Origin of the sequence: Tengunoibacter tsumagoiensis (genome assembly GCF_003967535.1) — a bacterium.
GTDB lineage: Bacteria > Chloroflexota > Ktedonobacteria > Ktedonobacterales > Ktedonobacteraceae > Tengunoibacter > Tengunoibacter tsumagoiensis.
The window spans coordinates 375,671-394,898 of the sequence record NZ_BIFR01000002.1 but is presented as its reverse complement, the minus strand read 5'-3'; the positions used below and the strand labels follow the sequence as shown (position 1 = coordinate 394,898).

Below are 19,228 nucleotides of genomic sequence, written 5' to 3'. Positions count from 1 at the left end.
ATGATACCTGACTTTCCGGCAGCCGTCGTAAACGTGGGCTGCCGGAATCGGTAAAGCTTACAGGGGTAAAGCTTAGCGTACAGGACGTGTCACTGTGGTCTCTTTAACGACCTTCTTCTCTACAACCTGATCACCATGTGTAATCTCATCAATAGTGACGTGTTTATGAACCACTTTTTCGTTGTTGGCAATGGCTGCGGCTTCATCTGCAGCATCGGCTACGATCTGATAGCCTCCATACAGGAATGGCTGCACGTAGAAGTCAGGTCCGACAAGATGGTGGATACCATGCAATGGGTGACGATGATGGATATCGCATAAGACCATCATATTCGCCTCTGAATCAATAAATTCTTCGAGGGTTTTACGGTCCTTTACCTGTGGAAAAATGACGCCCACTTTTTTAGGATCGCAGGCATCTAACAGACAGCGCTCAATAGGATAGTGATGGGTCTCCAGATCTTTGGCTCCAAATGGATTCGCTTTTGGATCATTCAGTGTCGAACGGCGCACACCACAGATAGCACAGGGTGAATCTTGCGTAAAGACGAGATGGCGATGTGTCTGAACATACAGAGGAGTCTCTTCACGAGGAGGATGGGGAGGGGTTAGTTCAATATTTGCCACACCAACTATAGTAGCATGAACATGCGACAATGTTTCGGTCATTCCATGTTCACCAGCAGTCCCCTGAACCGATTTAGAAACCACATCAACATCAGCACGAATATGTTCATGGGTCACCGCGCCAGTTGTACCATGTGCGGGCTTGCGCTCAACATCCTCTGTGACATGGGCATGGGTATGAACTTCCTTGCCCGTCTGTGCAGAGACATGCACGTTATCAATATCAACAGTCTTTTTAATATGTTCACTATACTTATGGGTTGTCGAGTGCTGTGTATGCTGCAAATGGGTGAGACCTGGCACTGCCTTTAATAGTTGATTAAAACGTATCGGTTTGAACACAGAATTCAGCCTCCTGATAGATAAGAGAGTAATGGTAAACAAAAGTCTCAAGCATATAAACGTATAGGCTTAACTATATAAACGTATGAGTTTAGGGTGAACTCTGAAGAAACTCCCCAACAGGTCTACAGGTTTATAGGAGATCAAAGCAAGAATATCGCGCTTACACGCCACTATATGCGGAGAAGCCGCCATCAACTGGTACAACAATTCCTGTCACAAAGTGTGCCGCTGGACTGGCTAACCAGAGTAAGGTCCCGCTGAGGTCCTCTGGCACGCCCATACGACCCTGAGGGGTATGCTCAATAATTTTTTGTCCACGAGGTGTATAGGCTCCGGTCTGAGCATCAGTCAATAAGAAACGGTTCTGCTCTGTCAGGAAAAAGCCTGGGGCCAGCGCATTCACGCGAATATTGGGACCATATTCCTGGGCCATATGGACCGCTAACCACTGCGTGAAATTGGTAATCGCTGCCTTGGCGGCACTATACGCAGGGATACGTGTTAATGGCCTGAGTGAGTTCATTGAGGCAATATTAATGATACATCCTTGCTTTCGCTCAGCCATACCCTTGCCAAAGACCTGGCAGGCCTTCAATGTACCCGAGAAATTCAGGTCAAAGACGGCATCAATGGCTTCATTATCAAGTTCAAAAAAGGTTCTTTCCTGCGAGGTGGTAGCTGCTGGCTGATTTCCACCTGCGGCATTCACCAAAATATCAACTGGACCAGATACGCTGGTTACCTGCTCCAATGCTTCTTCAAGGGACTCTTTCTTCAGGACGTCACAGGCCAGTCCCAGGGCTTGCCCACCTTCAGCTATAATCTGCTGCGCAACCACCTGCGAAGCCTCCCGGCGACGACTCAAAATGACAACGCTGGCACCTGCCCGGGCCAGCGTTTGAGCCATAACGCTCCCTAAAACGCCACTCCCACCTGTGATCACAGCCGTCTGCCCATCAAGACGAAATAACGAAGAAAGTGTCGTCATCATAAATGACATCCCTCATCTAAGTATATATCTGAAGCTAGCTTACATTGAGGAATTACCCTGCTCTCTTCAGACTCAGTCTACATCTACTTGCGATAAAAAGAGAAATTACCGTCCTTTACTCAAGTATAGCATAAAAAGTAAACTGTCCTTGCATAACAGGACAGGTCTGAACCTTTCTTGAGAATTTGCAGAATATTTCTTGAATTCAGAATGATACTGTAAAGCGAGATACAATGACCAGAAGGTCCTTTTTTCAAAGCTATGGACAGGTTGGAGCGATAGATTCGTTCTCTCTAATAAGAAGATCTTTTCTCTATGTTCTCTTCTAAGGGGGTATGCAGTGCAGACATCAATCTGGCCTCATGGGGATGCAACCATTCCTATCGAGCCACAATATAAACACTCATCATTGATCCATCGCCAGCTTGCCAATCAGCCTACCAGGCGCTGGCATTGGCTGCTCCTTGGGCTGGTCTTCCTGCTCAGTGTGTTTCTTAATTTCTATCGGTTATGGGACCTTGGTACAGGCAATAGCTATTATGCAGCCGGCGTCAAAAGTATGCAGATGAACTGGCATAATTTCTTCTTTGTCTCATTTGATCCAGGCGGTTTTGTCACGATTGATAAGCCACCATTGGGCTTCTGGATTCAGACGCTCAGCGCTCAGGCCTTTGGTTTTACTGGCTTCAGCCTCTTTCTGCCAGAAGCGCTGTCCGGAACAGGCGCTGTCCTGTTGCTCTTTCTGCTGGTACGGCGCAGTTTTGGTCCGGTAGCGGGTATCCTGGCTGCGCTTATGCTGACGCTTACACCGCTCAGTATTGTGACGAATCGCAATAATACTATCGATAGTCTGCTCGTGTTTACCACGTTGCTGGCGACCTGGTTCCTATTCCGAGCGACGGAGAAAGGGCGGTTATCATGGCTCTTACTCTGTGGCGCTCTGGTTGGCGCAGGCTTTAATATCAAAATGCTTGAATCTTTTCTCGTCATTCCTGCATTTAGTATCACCTATCTGCTGAGTACTCCCATTCCCTGGTGGAGACGGCTGCTGAACCTCCTGCTGACTACGCTTGTCTTAGCGATCATCTCTCTTTCCTGGGTCATGGCTGTTGATCTTACACCCGCGAATCAAAGGCCATATGTTGGGTCAAGTGGCACCAATTCTGAGCTCAATCTGGCTATTGGCTACAATGGTGTACAACGATTGCTTGGACGTAATAATCCTGCACCTGCACCTGCCAAACATACCACAACAACCCGTGAGACACATCCTCCAACTGAGCCTGACCTGTCTCCAGCCGAACAGAGTAAAGTACTGAAACAGCCAGGAGCTGGTCAGCCGGGTCCATTTCGTTTTCTCACGCCCCAATTGGGAGGGCAGATTAGCTGGCTCCTTCCACTAGCTCTGGTTGGTCTGCTGGCAATTGCCTGGCAGACGCGCGTACGCCTTCCATTGCATCGTTTGCACCAAGCCGCTCTATTGTGGGGCATCTGGCTGATCACAATGCTGATCTTTTTTAGTCGGGCAGAGTTTTTTAATATCTATTATCTTGTGATGCTTGCACCTGCTATCTGCGCTCTGGCTGCTGGTGGCCTGGTTATTATGGCGGACAATTATCTCCATACTGGCTGGCGTGGCTGGCTCCTCCCATTCGCGTTACTGGCTACGGTCGCTTTGCAGGCTCACCTTCTAAGTGTCTATCCTGAATGGTTCAGTCAACTAACGCTCCCTATTCTCTGTACTACTATACTTGCAAGTATACTTCTATTTATTGCTCGTATGACTACTATGATCATCAAACGGCAGACACAACGACGCCCGCTATCAAATTTCACAGCTGGTGATCTCTCTCAACACCCAACACGTCCTATTACACCGTTGGCAGCGAGTCCCAAATTGCGATTTATGCTTCTTGCTGCTCTACCTATAAGTATGCTGGCTCTCCTCGTTGCACCGACATTTTGGGGGGCCAGTCCAGTCCTGTTCCGCTATACGTCTCAACCTGTCGCTGAACCAACCTTTCCTATGCCAGAACCCAATGAAGCGAACTCAACTCAGACACAGGCTTTTCATCATTTAGTGACCTATCTTGAGGCTCATCAAAATAAGGCACGCTTCTTAATCGGAACGCTCAACGCTGGGACGGCCAGCCCGTTTATTCTCGAGACAGGGCGACCGGTCATGGATCTTGGTGGATTTGGCGGCGGCGATACTATTCTCACTGCTCAACAGCTCTCGGATCAGGTCAGCTCCGGTAATGTGCGCTATTTTCTCTTGCAACAATCAGCTCCGCCCACGATAACAAAGATAACAAAGACCATACAGGGCGCTCAAAAAGACAAAAAGACGACGACAAAATCAGTGGTAGAAGATAAGCAGACGCTCCATTTAACTGGCAGTAATAAAGATACGATTGCCTGGATTAGTAAACATTGCTCAATTGTTCCTCACACTGATTGGCAGATTGGCACAAAGCATCCAACCGTCTATGGAGATGGCTCATTAATCCTCTTTGATTGTGGTATTCTTGTGTAATACAGGAGATCCGTTGGCACAGAGAGATAAGGAGAAGAGAGCACGATGGTTACGCCGCATCCACTTCCGGTCAAAGTGTTATTTGATCAACGCATTCCTATGCGCGATGGCGTCACGCTCGCAGCCGATATCTATCTCCCTCTCAACAGGCCTCTTGAAAGGCGGCCCGTCGTTCTGCTACGCACTCCCTACATGAGAATGACGGCGAATCGAATCGAGCTGGCCTATGATTTTGTGAAGCAGGGGTATACCTTTGTATGCGTCGATGTGCGAGGCCGTGGGGATTCAGATGGAACATTTACCCCCTATTTTCAGGATGGGCAGGATGGCTATGATACCATTGAATGGTGTGCCGTTCAGCCCTGGTCCAACGGCAACATTGGGACACTTGGTGCCTCCTATGATGGGCGTATTCAGTGGCTGGCCGCTCTGGAACGCCCGCCTCACTTGAAGGCGATGATCGTACTTGTCACCCCCTCTGATCCTTTTGTGGAGACGCCCACCGGGCTGCCATCTCCAATGCATCTTTGCTGGCTGCATTTTGTCAGCGGACGTATGCTACAACCAATGAATGTGGTCAATTGGGAACAGATCTATGAACATCTGCCCCTCGATACAATGGATGAACAGATTGGCCGTTTTATTCACTCCTGGAAAAAAGAGATTGAACACCCACAGCTTGATGACTACTGGCAGCCAATCTGTTATCAATCCCGGTTTGAACTGATTGATGTACCCGTCCTTCATATCTCTGGTTGGTATGACGATGAGCAGATTGGTACGCCTCTCAACTATATAGGAATGACAACACGTGGAGCAAGTGCAGAGACACGTTCAAGCCAGCGGCTCTTAATGGGGCCCTGGGGACATAATAGCAATCAAGGTGCAAAAATCGGTGAGGTCGACTTTGGGAAACAGGCAATCATTAATATGAGGGGCGAACAGCTCCGCTGGTACGATCGCTGGCTTAAAGACGAACCATCAGAGATCAGTGCACCAGTTACAATCTTTATTATGGGGAGCAACATATGGCGAGATGAGCAGGAATGGCCCCTGGCTCGTACTCAGTGGACACCCTATTATCTTCACAGTGATGGTCGCGCCAACAGCCGCTTTGGAGATGGTCTGCTCTCTCTTCATAAACCAGCCGCTTCCCAAAAGCCAGATACCTATCGCTACAATCCTGCACAGGCGGTCCCTTTCATTACTGATCCCACCTCTGCCCAGATTGGCGGACCAGATGATTATGCCTCACTACAACGTCGAGACGATCTTCTCGTCTATGAAACGGAACCGCTGACTGAAGAAATTGAGGTCACTGGCCCTATTCGTGTGCAACTTTATGCAGCATCATCAGCACAGGATACTGATTTTATGGCTATGCTCATCGACGTCTGGCCCAACGGCTTTCGTCAGCGGCTCTGCGATGGCATGGTACGTGCACGCTTCCGTGAAGGGATGGATCATCCAGATCTCATCGAACCAAGTCAGATCTATCTCTATACGATTGATTGCTGGAACACTGCTCAGGTCTTCAAGCCTGGACATCGCATCTGTCTACAGATAAGCTCCAGTGCCTTTCCCAAGTATGATCGCAATCTTAACACAGGTGCACCATTGGGGCGAACGAGCGAGATGATGACCGCAGACCAGGTGATTTACCATGATCGTGAACACCCTTCTGCACTCATTCTCCCTATCATTCCAGCCTTAACAGTGAAGTGACATCGCCCCATTATTAAAGACAGAACATACGGCTATTAGAAGGTGATCAGATGCCAGAACAGTGCCCAGAATGTGGAGCCATTCTTCCAGATGGAAGGACCTGTCAGGAGATATTTGACATATTCATAACCCTCAAATACCTCGGCGAGGACTATATTCACGTTCACTTCCTCCTCGTCTCCTGTTTTATGATTCAGCATAGACGCTACAGTTATGAAGCGCTCGTCCAGGTACTGGCGATGCTTCGTGCCTATCTGGAGAGACCGATGACGGTACAGCAACTTCGCCAATTAGCGTCTCAAAACATGAACGGACACCATCGGACATGGAAAATAAAAGCCTCAGAAGATGCCCCACCAGTTCCAAAGCTTGCGTGGCACATAACCATCATCGATATCGCTCAAAACTCTCAGGAGGGACAGGATACCGAGCAGTATTGTACACTGGTAAAAGAATGGGCCCGTAGAACAGTGGAACAGATCTCAGCTTTCTATCCATAAAAGAGATCTTATTTAATTTATACGCTAGAAGAGGCGTCACTCTTACAGGATAAGAGAAACAAGACGCCCTCCTCATGAAAGTACTGAATAGTATTAACGCCAGATCTTTCTCAACACGCGCAGCCAGTTTTCTCGCGCCAGCCTGTTAAGAGCATGCTCATCATATCCCCGTTCAGCGAGAGCTTTGTATAATACAGGTAACTTACTCACATCGCTCAAACAAGTAGGCATCAGGGCACCATCATAGTCAGTCCCCAATGCAACGCGCTCAATACCAAGCTTATCAACGAGATAATCAATATGTTTCACCACCAGTTCAAGCGGCACATCTGGATTGCGAGCACCATCCGAACGGAGATCGCGAACATTAAAATTAACCCCAACCAATCCATCGGACTCTCTAATCGCCTCTAACTGCTTGTCAGTCAGATTGCGCGATGAAGGACAGAGCGCATGAGCATTGGAATGGGTCGCCACCAGAGGAGCTGTCGAGAGACGCGCCACATCCCAGAAACCCTGCTCATTCAAGTGAGAGAGATCTAAGACAATACCCAGTTGATTACACGCTCGCACAAGCTCCTTTCCCACATCCGTCAAACCTGGACCAGCCTCTGGCGTCCGACCAAACACTAATGGAACCCCATACCCAAATACATTATGTCGACTCCAGACTGGACCAAGCGAGCGAAGACCCGCCTGATAAAAGATCTGAAGGTTATTGAGCTCTGGATCAATCCCCTCACATCCCTCAATATGCATAATCGCACTAAAGACCCCTTGATTGAAACATGCTTCGATCTCGGTAACCATCCGAACAATTTTTAATCGCCCTGCCGAGCAAGCCTCTAAACGGATTAAATAGGCCATCTCGGTCAGTGTAAATTGTTGTGCATATGAAAAATCCAGGGGTGGATCAATATAACGTTCGTACCAACGATCTTCTGGAATCTCCTCAGGATTAATCGTCTGCACCGTGGTTTTATCCAGATTGGGCACAAAAATAGCAAAAAACGCTCCTATAAGAGCTCCTGTGAGCGCCCTGGGATAATCTATATCCCCATCTTGACCATGCTCAAAAAAATACGTGTGCAACCGCTCATCCAATGAACTATTCTGCTCGCCAGGCTGAACATCTGGATGGAAATGAGAGAGATTATAGAGCGTATCACTATGCCCAATGAGTGTCTGGTACAAGAACATGTTCCTTCCTTTTAATAGTCAATCCGTGACTAACGGACGAAAAAAACAATTATAAAACCACTTGCACAATTTACATCTCTTATGATTTTAATCATCTTTGCTATTTTGAAAAAACCCATATCTTACAATTAGACTATAAGAATACCATTTACCTTCCGTTACTGATAGAGCTAGCGAACAAATAGATCGGCCTTAGTGGTTGCAAACTAGACAATTTTTCGTATACTATATTTTATACATAAAAATACTAATGAATAAAATCTTACCTGTCAATTACAATGAGGTGGCTAAAATATTCATAAATAGTCTGAAGCAACAAACATTCTTCTGAAACAGAGCTCCTTTTACGCGGGTGCTCGACCGTCCAGGGAGTAACGTAACAAGATGCATCACGTGGCAATGGTGCATCAGGAAGGTTCCGTTTTATGGTTATCTCACAAACACAGAATCAGCTTAAGCAACTACGGCTCAGCAGGAACCTATCGCAAAAGCAGCTTGCTGATCGAATTGGAACAAGTCGCTTTAGTATTGGACGCTGGGAGCGCCATATCACGATACCTCCACCAACCTTCATTACCCGGTTATGCGATTTTTTCCAGCTTACGCCTGAGAAGCTAGGCTTTCCACAACTCTCTTCTCAACATACGACACTTAACTATCCTCTTTCCAGACCTGATACAGCAACGTTATTGCGTTCAGCCCTTCCCCAGACCATTCCAGAGGGTATCTATGATCCAGCTATTCCTTTGTCGGCACCAAATTATCTTGTGGGAAGAGAGACTGAAATTGCAACGCTGAAACAACGCCTCTTCACAGGTGGAAATGCGGCGCTCACTGCTTTAAGTGGGCTTCCAGGTGTAGGCAAAACCGCTCTGGCTATTCAACTTGCGCACGATCCAGAAGTGCGTGAACATTTTACTGATGGCATACTATGGGCCGCACTGGGGCCACAACCAGATATTCCCGGTGTATTGAGCCGCTGGGGAACACTACTTGGCATCTCTTCTGCTCAGATGACTGCTCTTACCACTAACGAAGAATGGGCAAAAGCCATTCGCAGAACGATTGGGAGCCGCAAAATGCTCTTGATCATCGATGATGCCTGGCAAGTTGAGGCAGCGCTAACCTTCAAAACGGGGGGGCCTGAGTGTGCTCATCTCATCACGACGCGCCTGCCAACGATTGCAACACATCTGACCACAGACGGCGTTCTCGTCTTACCTGAGCTTAATGAAGCTCATAGTCTCCAACTCCTCTCTCATCTTGCTCCTCAGATTATCCTTCAAGAAGAGGAGAAAAGCCTTGCACTCATTCGTGCCGTTGGAGGTCTACCGCTGGCACTCACGCTTATCGGTCATTCTCTCCGTTCTCAATCCAATGACGACAAAACTGACCATGTTCCCACTACCTTCTGGTCAACAAGCCTCACCACTAACCTGCATCATTCGCTTGAAGGAGTCATTGCAGTCACCGATCAAAAACTGCCCGCACATGTTCGTTCAACTCTTTACACCCTTTCAATCTTTCCTGCCAAACCCCACAGTTTTTCCGAAGAAGCGGCGCTAACGATCGCCAATTGCTCCTATGAGATCTTAGATGCCTTAATTGATACCGGGCTGCTTGAATGTAGTAGCTCAGATCGCTATACACTCCATCAGACCATCGCAGATTATGCTCGTCCAAAACTCATGGATACGACTGGAATTGTACGCTTTATTCAGTATTACTTAACGTATGTGGAAGAGCATAAGCGCGACTATGAACTGTTGGAGATGGAACGGACAACTATTCTAGCAGCCTTAGAACAGGCCTCCACTCAAAATATGTGGGCAGAATACATTCGGATCGTCCTTGCCTTTACCCCCTTCCTTCGCTTGCGAGGCTTATATACGCAAGCGCTCAACTATCTAGCCCTTGCCCATACAGCGGCCCAGCGTCTTAATGATCATTATGGAATTATGAACACGCTCCTCTATCAAGGTGAGATTGCCCTGAAACAGAGTGATTATGGCCGGGCGAAGGAAATCTTACCCCAGGCTCTCAAAATTGCGCGGGACTTAGAGGATCGCGAATGCATTAGCGCTATTCTGGCCGCCAGTGGAACTGCCAGTTGGAAACGTGGTGAATATCCTCAAGCCGAGGCAGAACTTCAAGAAGGGCTCACCCTGGCTCGTCAGATTGGTGATAGCGAGAGGATCTGTAATCTGCTCCTGACATTAGGATCAGCTTTTGGGAGCCGCAGTATTCATCATCAGGCAGAGATTTACATTCAAGAAGGCCTTGAATTAGCTTACACAATCGGCAATCGCGAACAGATCTGCAACCTGCTTATGAACCTTGGCGTCACTCTTGCTGCACAAGAAAAGCGCGAACGAGCTGAACATTATTTTTTAGAAAGCTTGAAACTCGCTCGTCAGATTGGGTATCGAGAGCTCATCTGTGCGCTCCTGGCCAATCTAGGTTCACTCCAGGAAGATTATCAAAAAGCAGAAGCCTATTTTCGCGAAGGGGTAGAACTGGCCCAGACCCTGCATCATCGTGAATGGATGAGCGCACTTCTCATCAACAGTGCCATCATTGCACGAAAACAACAACGCTATACTGAAGCAGAACAGTTTATTCAGGAAAGCGTCCATCTAGCACAGCAACTTCAAAGACCCCAGCTATCGGCACACGCACTCTATGAGCATGGAAATATCTCTCTGGCTCAAGACCAATTGACCACTGCACAGGACATCTTTCAGCAGATGCTGGCGATCATGCCAGCCGGTTGCCTGGATCTAGAGGCATTGGCTCATTATGGCCTGGCACGAATTGCGGCCAGCAGAGGGGACATTGCACAGGCCAAACAATTAGGACAGACAAGCCAGACCACGCTAGAGACACTTCATCATCGTTATACAAAAGAAGTACAGGAATGGTTACAAAGCCTTCCTTAAAAAAAGAAAAAAAAAGGAAGAAACACTAGAAGCCAGGGGACAACAAAAAAAGGAGATCGATATGCGAACCCTGGTTCGCTCCGATCTCCTCTCAGTGTTCCTTCGCCAATCCTTTTACTGCACACTTGCCGTCCAATGTACACTCATTTTTGTCAATTTGACATATAGTGTAAAAGCAGGAGACAACAGCTGCCTGTACCAAACGGTGTCAGCATAAGATGGCAGAAGCCAGATGCTTATTGAAGAACGCCTTCACCAAGCATTTTATTCAGCGTCTCACGCTTAATTCGATACGCTTGACGTGTGTTGACGTGGGGCAACACAACTGCTTCTAACACACCCTGCTTGACCCACCGACGAACAGTTGTTCCATCAACACGCAGGATACGAGCGACTTCGGCTACCGTTAACAGATCGCTATTACTCATTTGACATTTCCTTCCTCTGGGAACCAGGCATATTCACTTTTGCATTCGGATTAACAGACGTGATAAAGCGCGTAAGCCTTATAAAAGAACTCTAGTACACAATATATTGTAATACAATGTTGTCAATTTGTAAAGATACGTAATGAGAAAAATGGTCAGGAGTAGTAACAAATTCGTTCATATTTTCTCGCAAAAATATACATTCATCATACATAGTAATATTCTTGCTTTCTAAATCAACGAATTCTTCTCCTTTTATTTAAACGCAAAAGAGAGTAACAATTCTAACATTCCACGAACCTTTTTTTCTAAAAAGATGATGTTCTGTTAAAATTTTTCCTCATACTTTAGCACTAATCATTAAATAGGATAGCTCTCACTCTCACATCTAGCCTTCTCAGCACATTAACTGAATAAATGCTAGATGAACCTTCATTCTCATACAGTGAAATGTGATCACTACCCGGCACCCATTTTGGTCACAGGCCCTTACTTATATAATCAACCATAGAGGCGGAAAAAGGGCTACATCCCTAAACAAATGGGAAGCAGGTCCTTTTCATACGACTCTTCCTGGATGAATATATTTCTACTTTACGTCTGTTGGAGCTTAATTCTACTATAAAAGCAGGCAAACCGCAATAGGTGGCGCGAGAGAAAAGCATTTTCATCCTCCTCTTTGCTAAATTTTTGAATGAGAATACTCACATACATTGTTTATACAGTGTATTAACATTGTTCTATTCTTACATTGCCTTTTTCTGTCGAGCATTGCACTCTTAGATTCAGCACTCAGTTTGAGGTAATTGTTATATGCTCTACTCTCCTTGAATAATCCTCTGGATACATAATCATTCCTGGCAGATTCGTTGCCTGGACTATCTGCTCAATCTGTCCAGGCCTTGCTCTCTCCTGCTGCTATCTGGTAGCGTTTCTTCACCTGGCTTCTGTAGGCTTCATTCGCTTTCAAAAACAAAGGTGAGAAATTCTGCCTGCTCTGTACACTATGCAGGTGCTAGAGGGCATGGATGCGTATGAGAGGGGCGGCTATGTTTCTGAGAATCGGCAGGGATTGCTGGTATAACTGTTACTTAAGAAGATGGTACAGCAGGATATTATACGCATAGATAAAGGTGGGGAGATTTTTCAGCAGCCCCCTGTCCACAGTTTTCTCAGTGTACAGGAGGCCGCTTTTTCCAATTGTCGGTAAACAGGACTATCTGATTAGAAGGCCCCTTGCTGTCTGGTCCAGATCTCTGTTGCGACGGCAAGAGCATCAATAACAAGATTATATTGCGCAAAGTAGCTGGCTACTCGCTCAACATCTCGTAGGAAAATGGGGAAGGTGCCCTCACTCTGTGTAGGATCAACCGCTTGCGCAAAATCAATGATCTTGACCTCTCCCTCCCAATAGACAATATTGTAGGCCGATAGGTCTCCATGAATACGATTATGCGCAAGAAACAGCTCCATGTCATTCAAGATGCTTGCAAGCAGAGCAGGTGCCTCTTCATGATCCAGAATGACATTCTGGAGCAAAGGGGCAGGTTCACCAACAGTTCCAATGTATTCCATCAAGACAGAGTTGCCTACCTGTGCCAACGGTCGGGGGATATTTGCTCCGGCCGCAAACAGGTGCAGTTGCGTCTGAAACTCATATTCGATCCAGGATGAGACCTGCATGGCTCGCCCACGCTGACTTTTGAAGGCAGCCTGGTGATGTGAACTATTGCGGACAACGTGCCCCTCGACATCTCGCTGGGTACGACCTTGACGATAGACGGCATCATTACGCAAGCTACGAAACATTCTTGGCCGATACACTTTGGCCGCTGCATACTCAAGCCCGGTTAAGGGATCGGCGAGACAACAATAGACGGTCGCCTCCTTCCCACTTTTCACAACGTGCAGGACATCTGTAATAAGATCTTGCTCATAAAAACTGCTCAGCGATGAGAGAATCCACGAGGCATCTCGTTGCCCTGCAAGAAAGGTGGGGGCAAATGGAGGCTTGGTGAGATCTTTCTGGTCAATCGTTTGAGTATTCAGCCAACGCTGAACATCGGCATTGGCTTCATAACTCTGCTTTACTACTGGCTTCTTTACTTGAGGTCGTGTTTTTCTTCGTTTCAAATGGGTGGATAGAGATTCTTCGTCTTCAAAGCTAATGTCGATCTTTTTGCTCATGAAACATCCTTTTAGGAGGTGTGGTGCGTTGTTGGTACTAAATTGGGCGCACAAAGATACGGTCGGGGAATTATTCTGGCACTGGGAGGTGGTGAGCAAAACAGAAAGATCAGAGGAAGATCCATTGAAGAGGCTTGAGGGCGAACAAAAATATCGAGTGGTCTTTCTCAAAGACACCTGCTGCCTATAGTACAGGCAGGTACTTATTTTGTCTGTTCCCTCGCGATCAGAAATGGAATATCTTTGATCATCCTGTGCAACACTACACCAGTTTTAACAGTGACCATATTCTCTGCCTCCTTTCGTTTATTACAAATCATTTTCGCTTCTCAACAGAGAATACCATATGCAAAAATGAAAAGTCAATGCTTCATGTAAAAAGACTCTTCCTTTACCTTCGTTTCTGCTAATGCTGCTAAATAGTTTGACGTCATCAAACTATTTGGTTATAATAGACTCTGATGGAGAGGCTTTTGAACGTTCCCATCTTCTCCAGTTTTTTTTCAGCGAAGATACCTATTATCAGTGATGATCTACATGAGGAAATAGATGCCAAAATATGTTTTCTTGAATGTACCTGCCCATGGGCATGTGAATCCTACGCTGGCAGTGGCCCAGGAATTAGTGAACCGCGGACAAGAAGTGAGCTATTACTTAACTGAAGACTTTCGTGCTCCGATTGAAGCAACCGGGGCGGTCTTCCAACCCTATACTTCTTCTATGCCTGCAATGCGCCCACCAACCAATTGGAATCTCAACGATCCCGCTGTAATGCAGAATATGATGCCATTGCGCATGATTGAAGAGAGTAAAGTCATGATTCCGCAATTGCTTGATCGCATTCGCGCTGAACAGCCAGACTATATTCTCTATGATATGATGTGCTTGTGGGGCAAACTACTTGCACAGATCTTACATGTCCCTGCCATTGCCTTACGGCCCTCCTATGCGATGAACGCTCAGTTTAATCTCGTAAGTATAATGCGCAGTCAACAATCACAGGCCGGAGGCCCCCCACCCGAGATATTCAAAAAACTTGATGCCACCCTGGCGCAGATCTGCGAGACATACCATATCCCAACCCTGAATGTGATGGACATGTTTGCTCAGCCAGAACCTCTCAATATCGTCTTTATCCCACGCAGTTTTCAGCCCTTTGCAGAGAGCTTCGATGAGCGTTTTGTGTTTGTAGGGCCAGCGCTCCAACCACGACTTCATGATAACAATTTTCCTTTAGAACGTTTACATGGCAAAACAACGCTCTATATCTCCCTTGGGACTGTCTTTAATAGTCAGACACAATTCTTCAATCAGTGTTTTGCTGCCTTTAAAGATTCTCCCTATCAAGTAGTTATGGCGTATGGCAAAAATATCGATCCCTCTGAACTGGATGCAATCCCTGAAAATTTCCTGGTCGCCCCTCATATTCCACAGCTCGATGTGCTGGCTCATAGCTCTGTGTTTATCTCTCATTGTGGTATGAACAGTACGATGGAGAGCCTCTACTATGGCGTGCCCCTGATTGGGATTCCACAGATGCCCGAACAGGCGATGAATGCAAAACGCGTTCAGGAATTAGGTCTTGGTATCGCGCTTAATGCAGCGTCTGTTACGGCCGAGGTTCTTCGGGCAAGCGTGGAAAAGATTCTGGCCGATCCTACCTATCGGCAGCAGACACTGGCTATGCAGGAGACTGTCCGTACGGCTGGCGGAGCACAGAAGGCGGTAGATGCTCTTATGCACCTTAAGGAATTACAGAAGGCCTGATTCATGATCACAACAAGGTAATTCCTTACATCCTCGCACAAAATCCCGTTTATGAGATGGGGTATCCGCCGGAACCATTCTCTTCAAAAGGTTGTTGAAGAATGATTCCAGTGGAGAGACCATCTCATAAGGTCTGTGATTACCTCCAACACTGAACTCTACCCTGGCAAAACTTGTCTATAACCTTTCGATTCCCTTCTCTTTCTTTCTTTTTCTTTCCCAAATACTAATAACCATTTCATTTTCACCTCAAAAAACCTTGACTCATGCATTTATTCTGCTTATACTTGGACTAGTACAGCACAGTTACTAGACCAAAGATGAGAAGGAGCTGACCGTTTTATGAAATTAGCACATAAATACCCTGGTGAAGCACTAAAACCCCTGGAACGTGTGACTCTGATTGATATTCCTACCGAGCAGGAAGGCAGTATCGTCGTACGGGATGGGTTGGGGAGAGAATACGCTCGTCTGGGAGCGCATCCAACACTTGAGTTTACCATCGCTGGTGCTGGTGGTATACAAAGTATTACGTTCGAAAATACTCTGGCTCAGGTACAAGAGAAGATCACATTTCTGGTGCAAGCCACCACAGAGCTTCATGACCAGGATGGTTTCTATACCGAACTCCTCCAAATGCTCTACTATACTATGTTTAAAGAGGTCCATTTAGATTATAATCGCTACAATGGGAAGGTCTATCATTTTTTTATCTGCTGGCTCCGCGATCATGTCCATGTACTTAAAGGGAAAAAGTATTTTGCAAATGGGTTAAAATCTGCAATTGAACTCTATCGCGACAGTCAACGCGAAGATGGAATGATCTGGGATAATATCTATGATCGTAGTCCAGAACCCAATTTCTGGGATACCCGCTTTGCCAAGGGCGATTTTATTCGTCAAATCAATGATGGACACTCAGAACTCAAACGTATCCCTGTCGAGAATGATGTTGAATATCTTTTTGTTGAGGGTCTGTATTATACATGGAAAGCGACAAATGACTCTGGCTGGATGAGCACTATTCTTGATGCTGCCATCCAGGCTCTTGACTATACAATCAACAGCCCCTATCGCTGGTCCGACAAATATCAATTGCTTAAACGAGGATATACTATTGATACGTGGGATTTCCAGACGGAGGCAGATAGTGCAGCTGTACATGATGCGATGCAGATCGATCTGGAGAAAACTCATTTTGGCGTGATGTTTGGTGATAATACTGGTTATGCCGCCAGTTGTGACTACCTGGCAGAGATGCTGGCCCATATCGGACGTCTAGAGGAAGCCGAGAGGTTCCGTCAACGCGCTGATGCGATCCGCCAACGCTTAAATGAAGTTAGTTGGAATGGTCGTTTCTTTACACATCATGTCCCCGAACATCCCGAACGAAAACGCGATCTGGGCGTTGATGAAAGCACGCAGGTCTCACTCTCTAACTCCTATTCTATCAATAGACATATTGAACATGATCAGGCGACTGCAATTATTGAGACATATCTTGGTATAAAAGAGCAGCTCCCTGAAGGTTCCCCTGGCGAATGGTACACTATCTATCCGCCTTTCTTAAAGGGGTTTGGCGGTCATAATGGCCTCTGGCAATATATGAATGGTGGCGTTGTGACCATTGTTGCCGGTGAGCTGGCTCATGGTGCCTTCCAACATGGTTATGAAGCATACGCAGTTGACATTTTACAGCGCATTCACGCGCTTGGAAAAAAGCATGGCAGCCGCTATCATAATGCCTATACTGGCTCCTTGCCTGCGCAGCCCGTCCGGTCATTTACGCCTCTTGATATCTCTTCAATTGCTAATATCGATGTCGCTGGCGCTGGCGCTGACGGCGTTCCTGGCTGGACCGGCGAAGGAGATAACGACTTCCATACAGTTCCAACAGGCGAGCAGACATTGGCGGAGATCCCGTTCTTGATTCCTGATCCAGCTACCAATCACCGCCGGGCTGCGATTGGTCTCAGCCAACGACAGGGCTATGTACAAAAGGTTACACTGCCAGTCCATTCAACCGCCCGCTCAATCTACTTTTTGCATACGGTTGCACACAATATTGGTGGCGGTGTGAGTGGCAAGGCGATCATAAAGTATGCTGATGGGAGCGCCTTCACTCAATATATTGTGCGCGGTTACAATGCTCAAGGTTGGTGGCTTCCTGAGCAGACCGATCCCTCTATCACGCGCGTCGCATGGAGGGGCGAGAATGCTTACTGCAAAAATATTGGCCTGCTGGCTTATGGTCTGGCGAACCCGCATCCCGAACGTGAAATTGCCGAGCTTGTTCTCGAAGCTTCTGAAACCGGTGCCTTCTGGGGCATTCTAGGGATTACGCTGGGGGCTGAGGCAGTCTCTTTCCCAACAAATCCCATCTCGTTTGGTATTCCAGACGGCTGGGGGGCTGCGGCTATCGTCTATGCATTGGTTGAAGGACTGGTCGGGATTGTTGATGAGACTCAGGCCTATCAACAGGTGACGTTAGCTCCACGGTGGACTGCTACTACTACTACGCAGGTCTCAACGACGATTACTTATCCTGAGTCAGGTGGTTATCTGGCCTATGCATACCACCATGATCAACAACGAGGACTGCTCACGTTTGATGTGGCCGGGAGCGGAGAACGCTGCAACGCTCATATTCTCTTGCCCGCCGAGACCGGACAGGCCATTTCTGTCAAGGTTAATGGTCAGGAGGTTGATTTTGTGCGAACACAGGTTGAACAATCCTATTATGTAGATTTCCAACTGCCTTTAACCGGTGTTCAGCAGATTCAGATCACGTATGCTCCATTGACACAGGTGCTCTAATTAGCTGACCCGAAAAGGATCTTTGCGCAAAGCGATTGCATGGGGTCCACATGGCTGTCCTCTCTGGCAGCTATGTGGATCTCGTATTTTGTACAAATCTTCGCAAAAAAAGGTTATAATAAAGCGCGTCCATTGCATCATACAATGCCGTACCTTGGAAGCACTCACGGATATCTCGTCAATCTGCACACACAAATGGTTTCCACTCAACTTATCATTCATGGAAGGGATGATCATGACATCGACAAGCAAAGTTGCACTTATTACAGGCGCAGGCTCCGGCATTGGGAAAGCAACTGCACATCTTCTGGCAAAACAAGGCATCCGTATAGTAGCTCTTAGCCGAACAGCCACAGAAGTGGAGAAGACTGCAACTGAAATCCAACACGAGGGGGGTGAGGCGATGGCTCTCGTGGCCGATGTCGCCAATGAAGCGCAGATCATACAGGCGATGCAGACTATTATCGATACCTGGGGCAGGCTCGATATCGTGTTCGCCAACGCTGGCATCAATGGCGTCTGGACCTCTATTGAAAATTTAAGCCTGGACGATTGGAATCGTACGATAACAATCAATCTCACTGGAACCTTTTTGACAATCAAATATGCAGTCCCTCATCTAAAAAAGCAAGGGGGGAATATCCTCATCAATTCATCCATCAATGGAACACGCATCTTTAGTAATACTGGCGCTACGGCTTATTCGACAACGAAAGCAGGGCAGGTTGCGATGGCTAAGATGCTGGCAGTTGAGCTGGCTCGCCACCATATTCGGGTGAATGTGATCTGTCCTGGCGAGACCAGAACGGAGATTCAGCACAATACGGAGCTTAAAAATATGCATGAGATTCAGTTTCCTGTTCACTATCCCGTTGGGAATATTCCATTTGGTGAAGGAAAACCTGCTGAATCGAATGATGTGGCAGAATTGGCTGCGTTTTTGATGTCTGACTCTGCTCGCCATATTACTGGTAGCGAGATCTATATTGATGGTGCCTCGTCACTCGTCAAAGGCTGATTCCACATCCAAACAGGAGGGGAGACAGAGCCGTCATTATCTGTTCTCCTCTTCCTTCCCATCAGTAGAGATGAAAACCTTCCGAAAATCTTCTGAAAATCTTCTATAGAAGGGATTCTGTTCCCTTCTATGTCTCTTCTTCTTGTGC

At 46.9% G+C, this 19,228-nt stretch carries 12 protein-coding genes; 7 read left to right on the top strand and 5 right to left on the bottom strand.

Features of this window, described 5'->3' with window-relative positions:
* Positions 1-72: 72 nt before the first annotated feature.
* Together EL628_RS22370 and EL628_RS22365 are read right to left on the bottom strand one after the other, a co-directional pair.
* On the bottom strand, positions 73-969 hold the full coding sequence (locus EL628_RS22370; protein WP_126582234.1) for a hypothetical protein: 897 nt from the start codon (positions 967-969) through the stop codon (positions 73-75).
* Between the two features lie 163 nt (positions 970-1,132).
* Positions 1,133-1,963 (bottom strand): SDR family oxidoreductase, encoded by an 831-nt coding sequence (locus EL628_RS22365; RefSeq protein WP_245994370.1) that lies wholly within the window; start codon positions 1,961-1,963, stop codon positions 1,133-1,135.
* Between the two features lie 340 nt (positions 1,964-2,303).
* Here EL628_RS22365 and EL628_RS22360 point away from each other — a divergent pair, with 340 nt between their 5' ends.
* From EL628_RS22360 to EL628_RS22350, 3 genes are read left to right on the top strand one after another with little or no spacing between them, the layout of a single operon-like run.
* Complete coding sequence (locus tag EL628_RS22360; RefSeq protein ID WP_161975678.1) at positions 2,304-4,499, top strand: glycosyltransferase family 39 protein; 2,196 nt, start codon at positions 2,304-2,306, stop codon at positions 4,497-4,499.
* 45 nt (positions 4,500-4,544) lie between these two features.
* Entirely contained in the window at positions 4,545-6,224 is a 1,680-nt protein-coding gene (locus EL628_RS22355) for a CocE/NonD family hydrolase (RefSeq protein ID WP_126582232.1), read from the top strand.
* Between the two features lie 50 nt (positions 6,225-6,274).
* Positions 6,275-6,724 (top strand): DUF5946 family protein, encoded by a 450-nt coding sequence (locus EL628_RS22350; RefSeq protein WP_126582231.1) that lies wholly within the window; start codon positions 6,275-6,277, stop codon positions 6,722-6,724.
* 93 nt (positions 6,725-6,817) lie between these two features.
* On the opposite strand, the gene EL628_RS22345 is transcribed toward EL628_RS22350, so the two are convergent.
* Positions 6,818-7,924: a dipeptidase gene (locus tag EL628_RS22345; RefSeq protein ID WP_126582230.1), complete on the bottom strand. Its 1,107-nt coding sequence runs from the start codon at positions 7,922-7,924 to the stop codon at positions 6,818-6,820.
* A gap of 425 nt (positions 7,925-8,349) precedes the next feature.
* Between EL628_RS22345 and EL628_RS22340 the strand changes: the two genes are divergently transcribed.
* Positions 8,350-10,863 (top strand): tetratricopeptide repeat protein, encoded by a 2,514-nt coding sequence (locus EL628_RS22340; RefSeq protein ID WP_126582229.1) that lies wholly within the window; start codon positions 8,350-8,352, stop codon positions 10,861-10,863.
* Between the two features lie 236 nt (positions 10,864-11,099).
* On the opposite strand, the gene EL628_RS22335 is transcribed toward EL628_RS22340, so the two are convergent.
* Entirely contained in the window at positions 11,100-11,291 is a 192-nt protein-coding gene (locus EL628_RS22335) for a helix-turn-helix domain-containing protein (protein WP_126582228.1), read from the bottom strand.
* 1,224 nt (positions 11,292-12,515) lie between these two features.
* Positions 12,516-13,478, bottom strand: a complete 963-nt coding sequence (locus EL628_RS22330; protein ID WP_126582227.1) for an RIO1 family regulatory kinase/ATPase domain-containing protein — start codon at positions 13,476-13,478, stop codon at positions 12,516-12,518.
* Between the two features lie 549 nt (positions 13,479-14,027).
* On the opposite strand from EL628_RS22330, the gene EL628_RS22325 reads away from it, so the two are divergent.
* The 3 genes from EL628_RS22325 to EL628_RS22315 all read left to right on the top strand — a co-directional run bounded on the left by EL628_RS22325 (position 14,028) and on the right by EL628_RS22315 (position 19,080).
* On the top strand, positions 14,028-15,245 hold the full coding sequence (locus EL628_RS22325) for a macrolide family glycosyltransferase (protein ID WP_126582226.1): 1,218 nt from the start codon (positions 14,028-14,030) through the stop codon (positions 15,243-15,245).
* 342 nt (positions 15,246-15,587) lie between these two features.
* Positions 15,588-18,062 (top strand): glucosidase family protein, encoded by a 2,475-nt coding sequence (locus EL628_RS22320; RefSeq protein ID WP_126582225.1) that lies wholly within the window; start codon positions 15,588-15,590, stop codon positions 18,060-18,062.
* Between the two features lie 235 nt (positions 18,063-18,297).
* On the top strand, positions 18,298-19,080 hold the full coding sequence (locus EL628_RS22315) for an SDR family oxidoreductase (protein ID WP_126582224.1): 783 nt from the start codon (positions 18,298-18,300) through the stop codon (positions 19,078-19,080).
* Positions 19,081-19,228 lie beyond the last annotated feature (148 nt).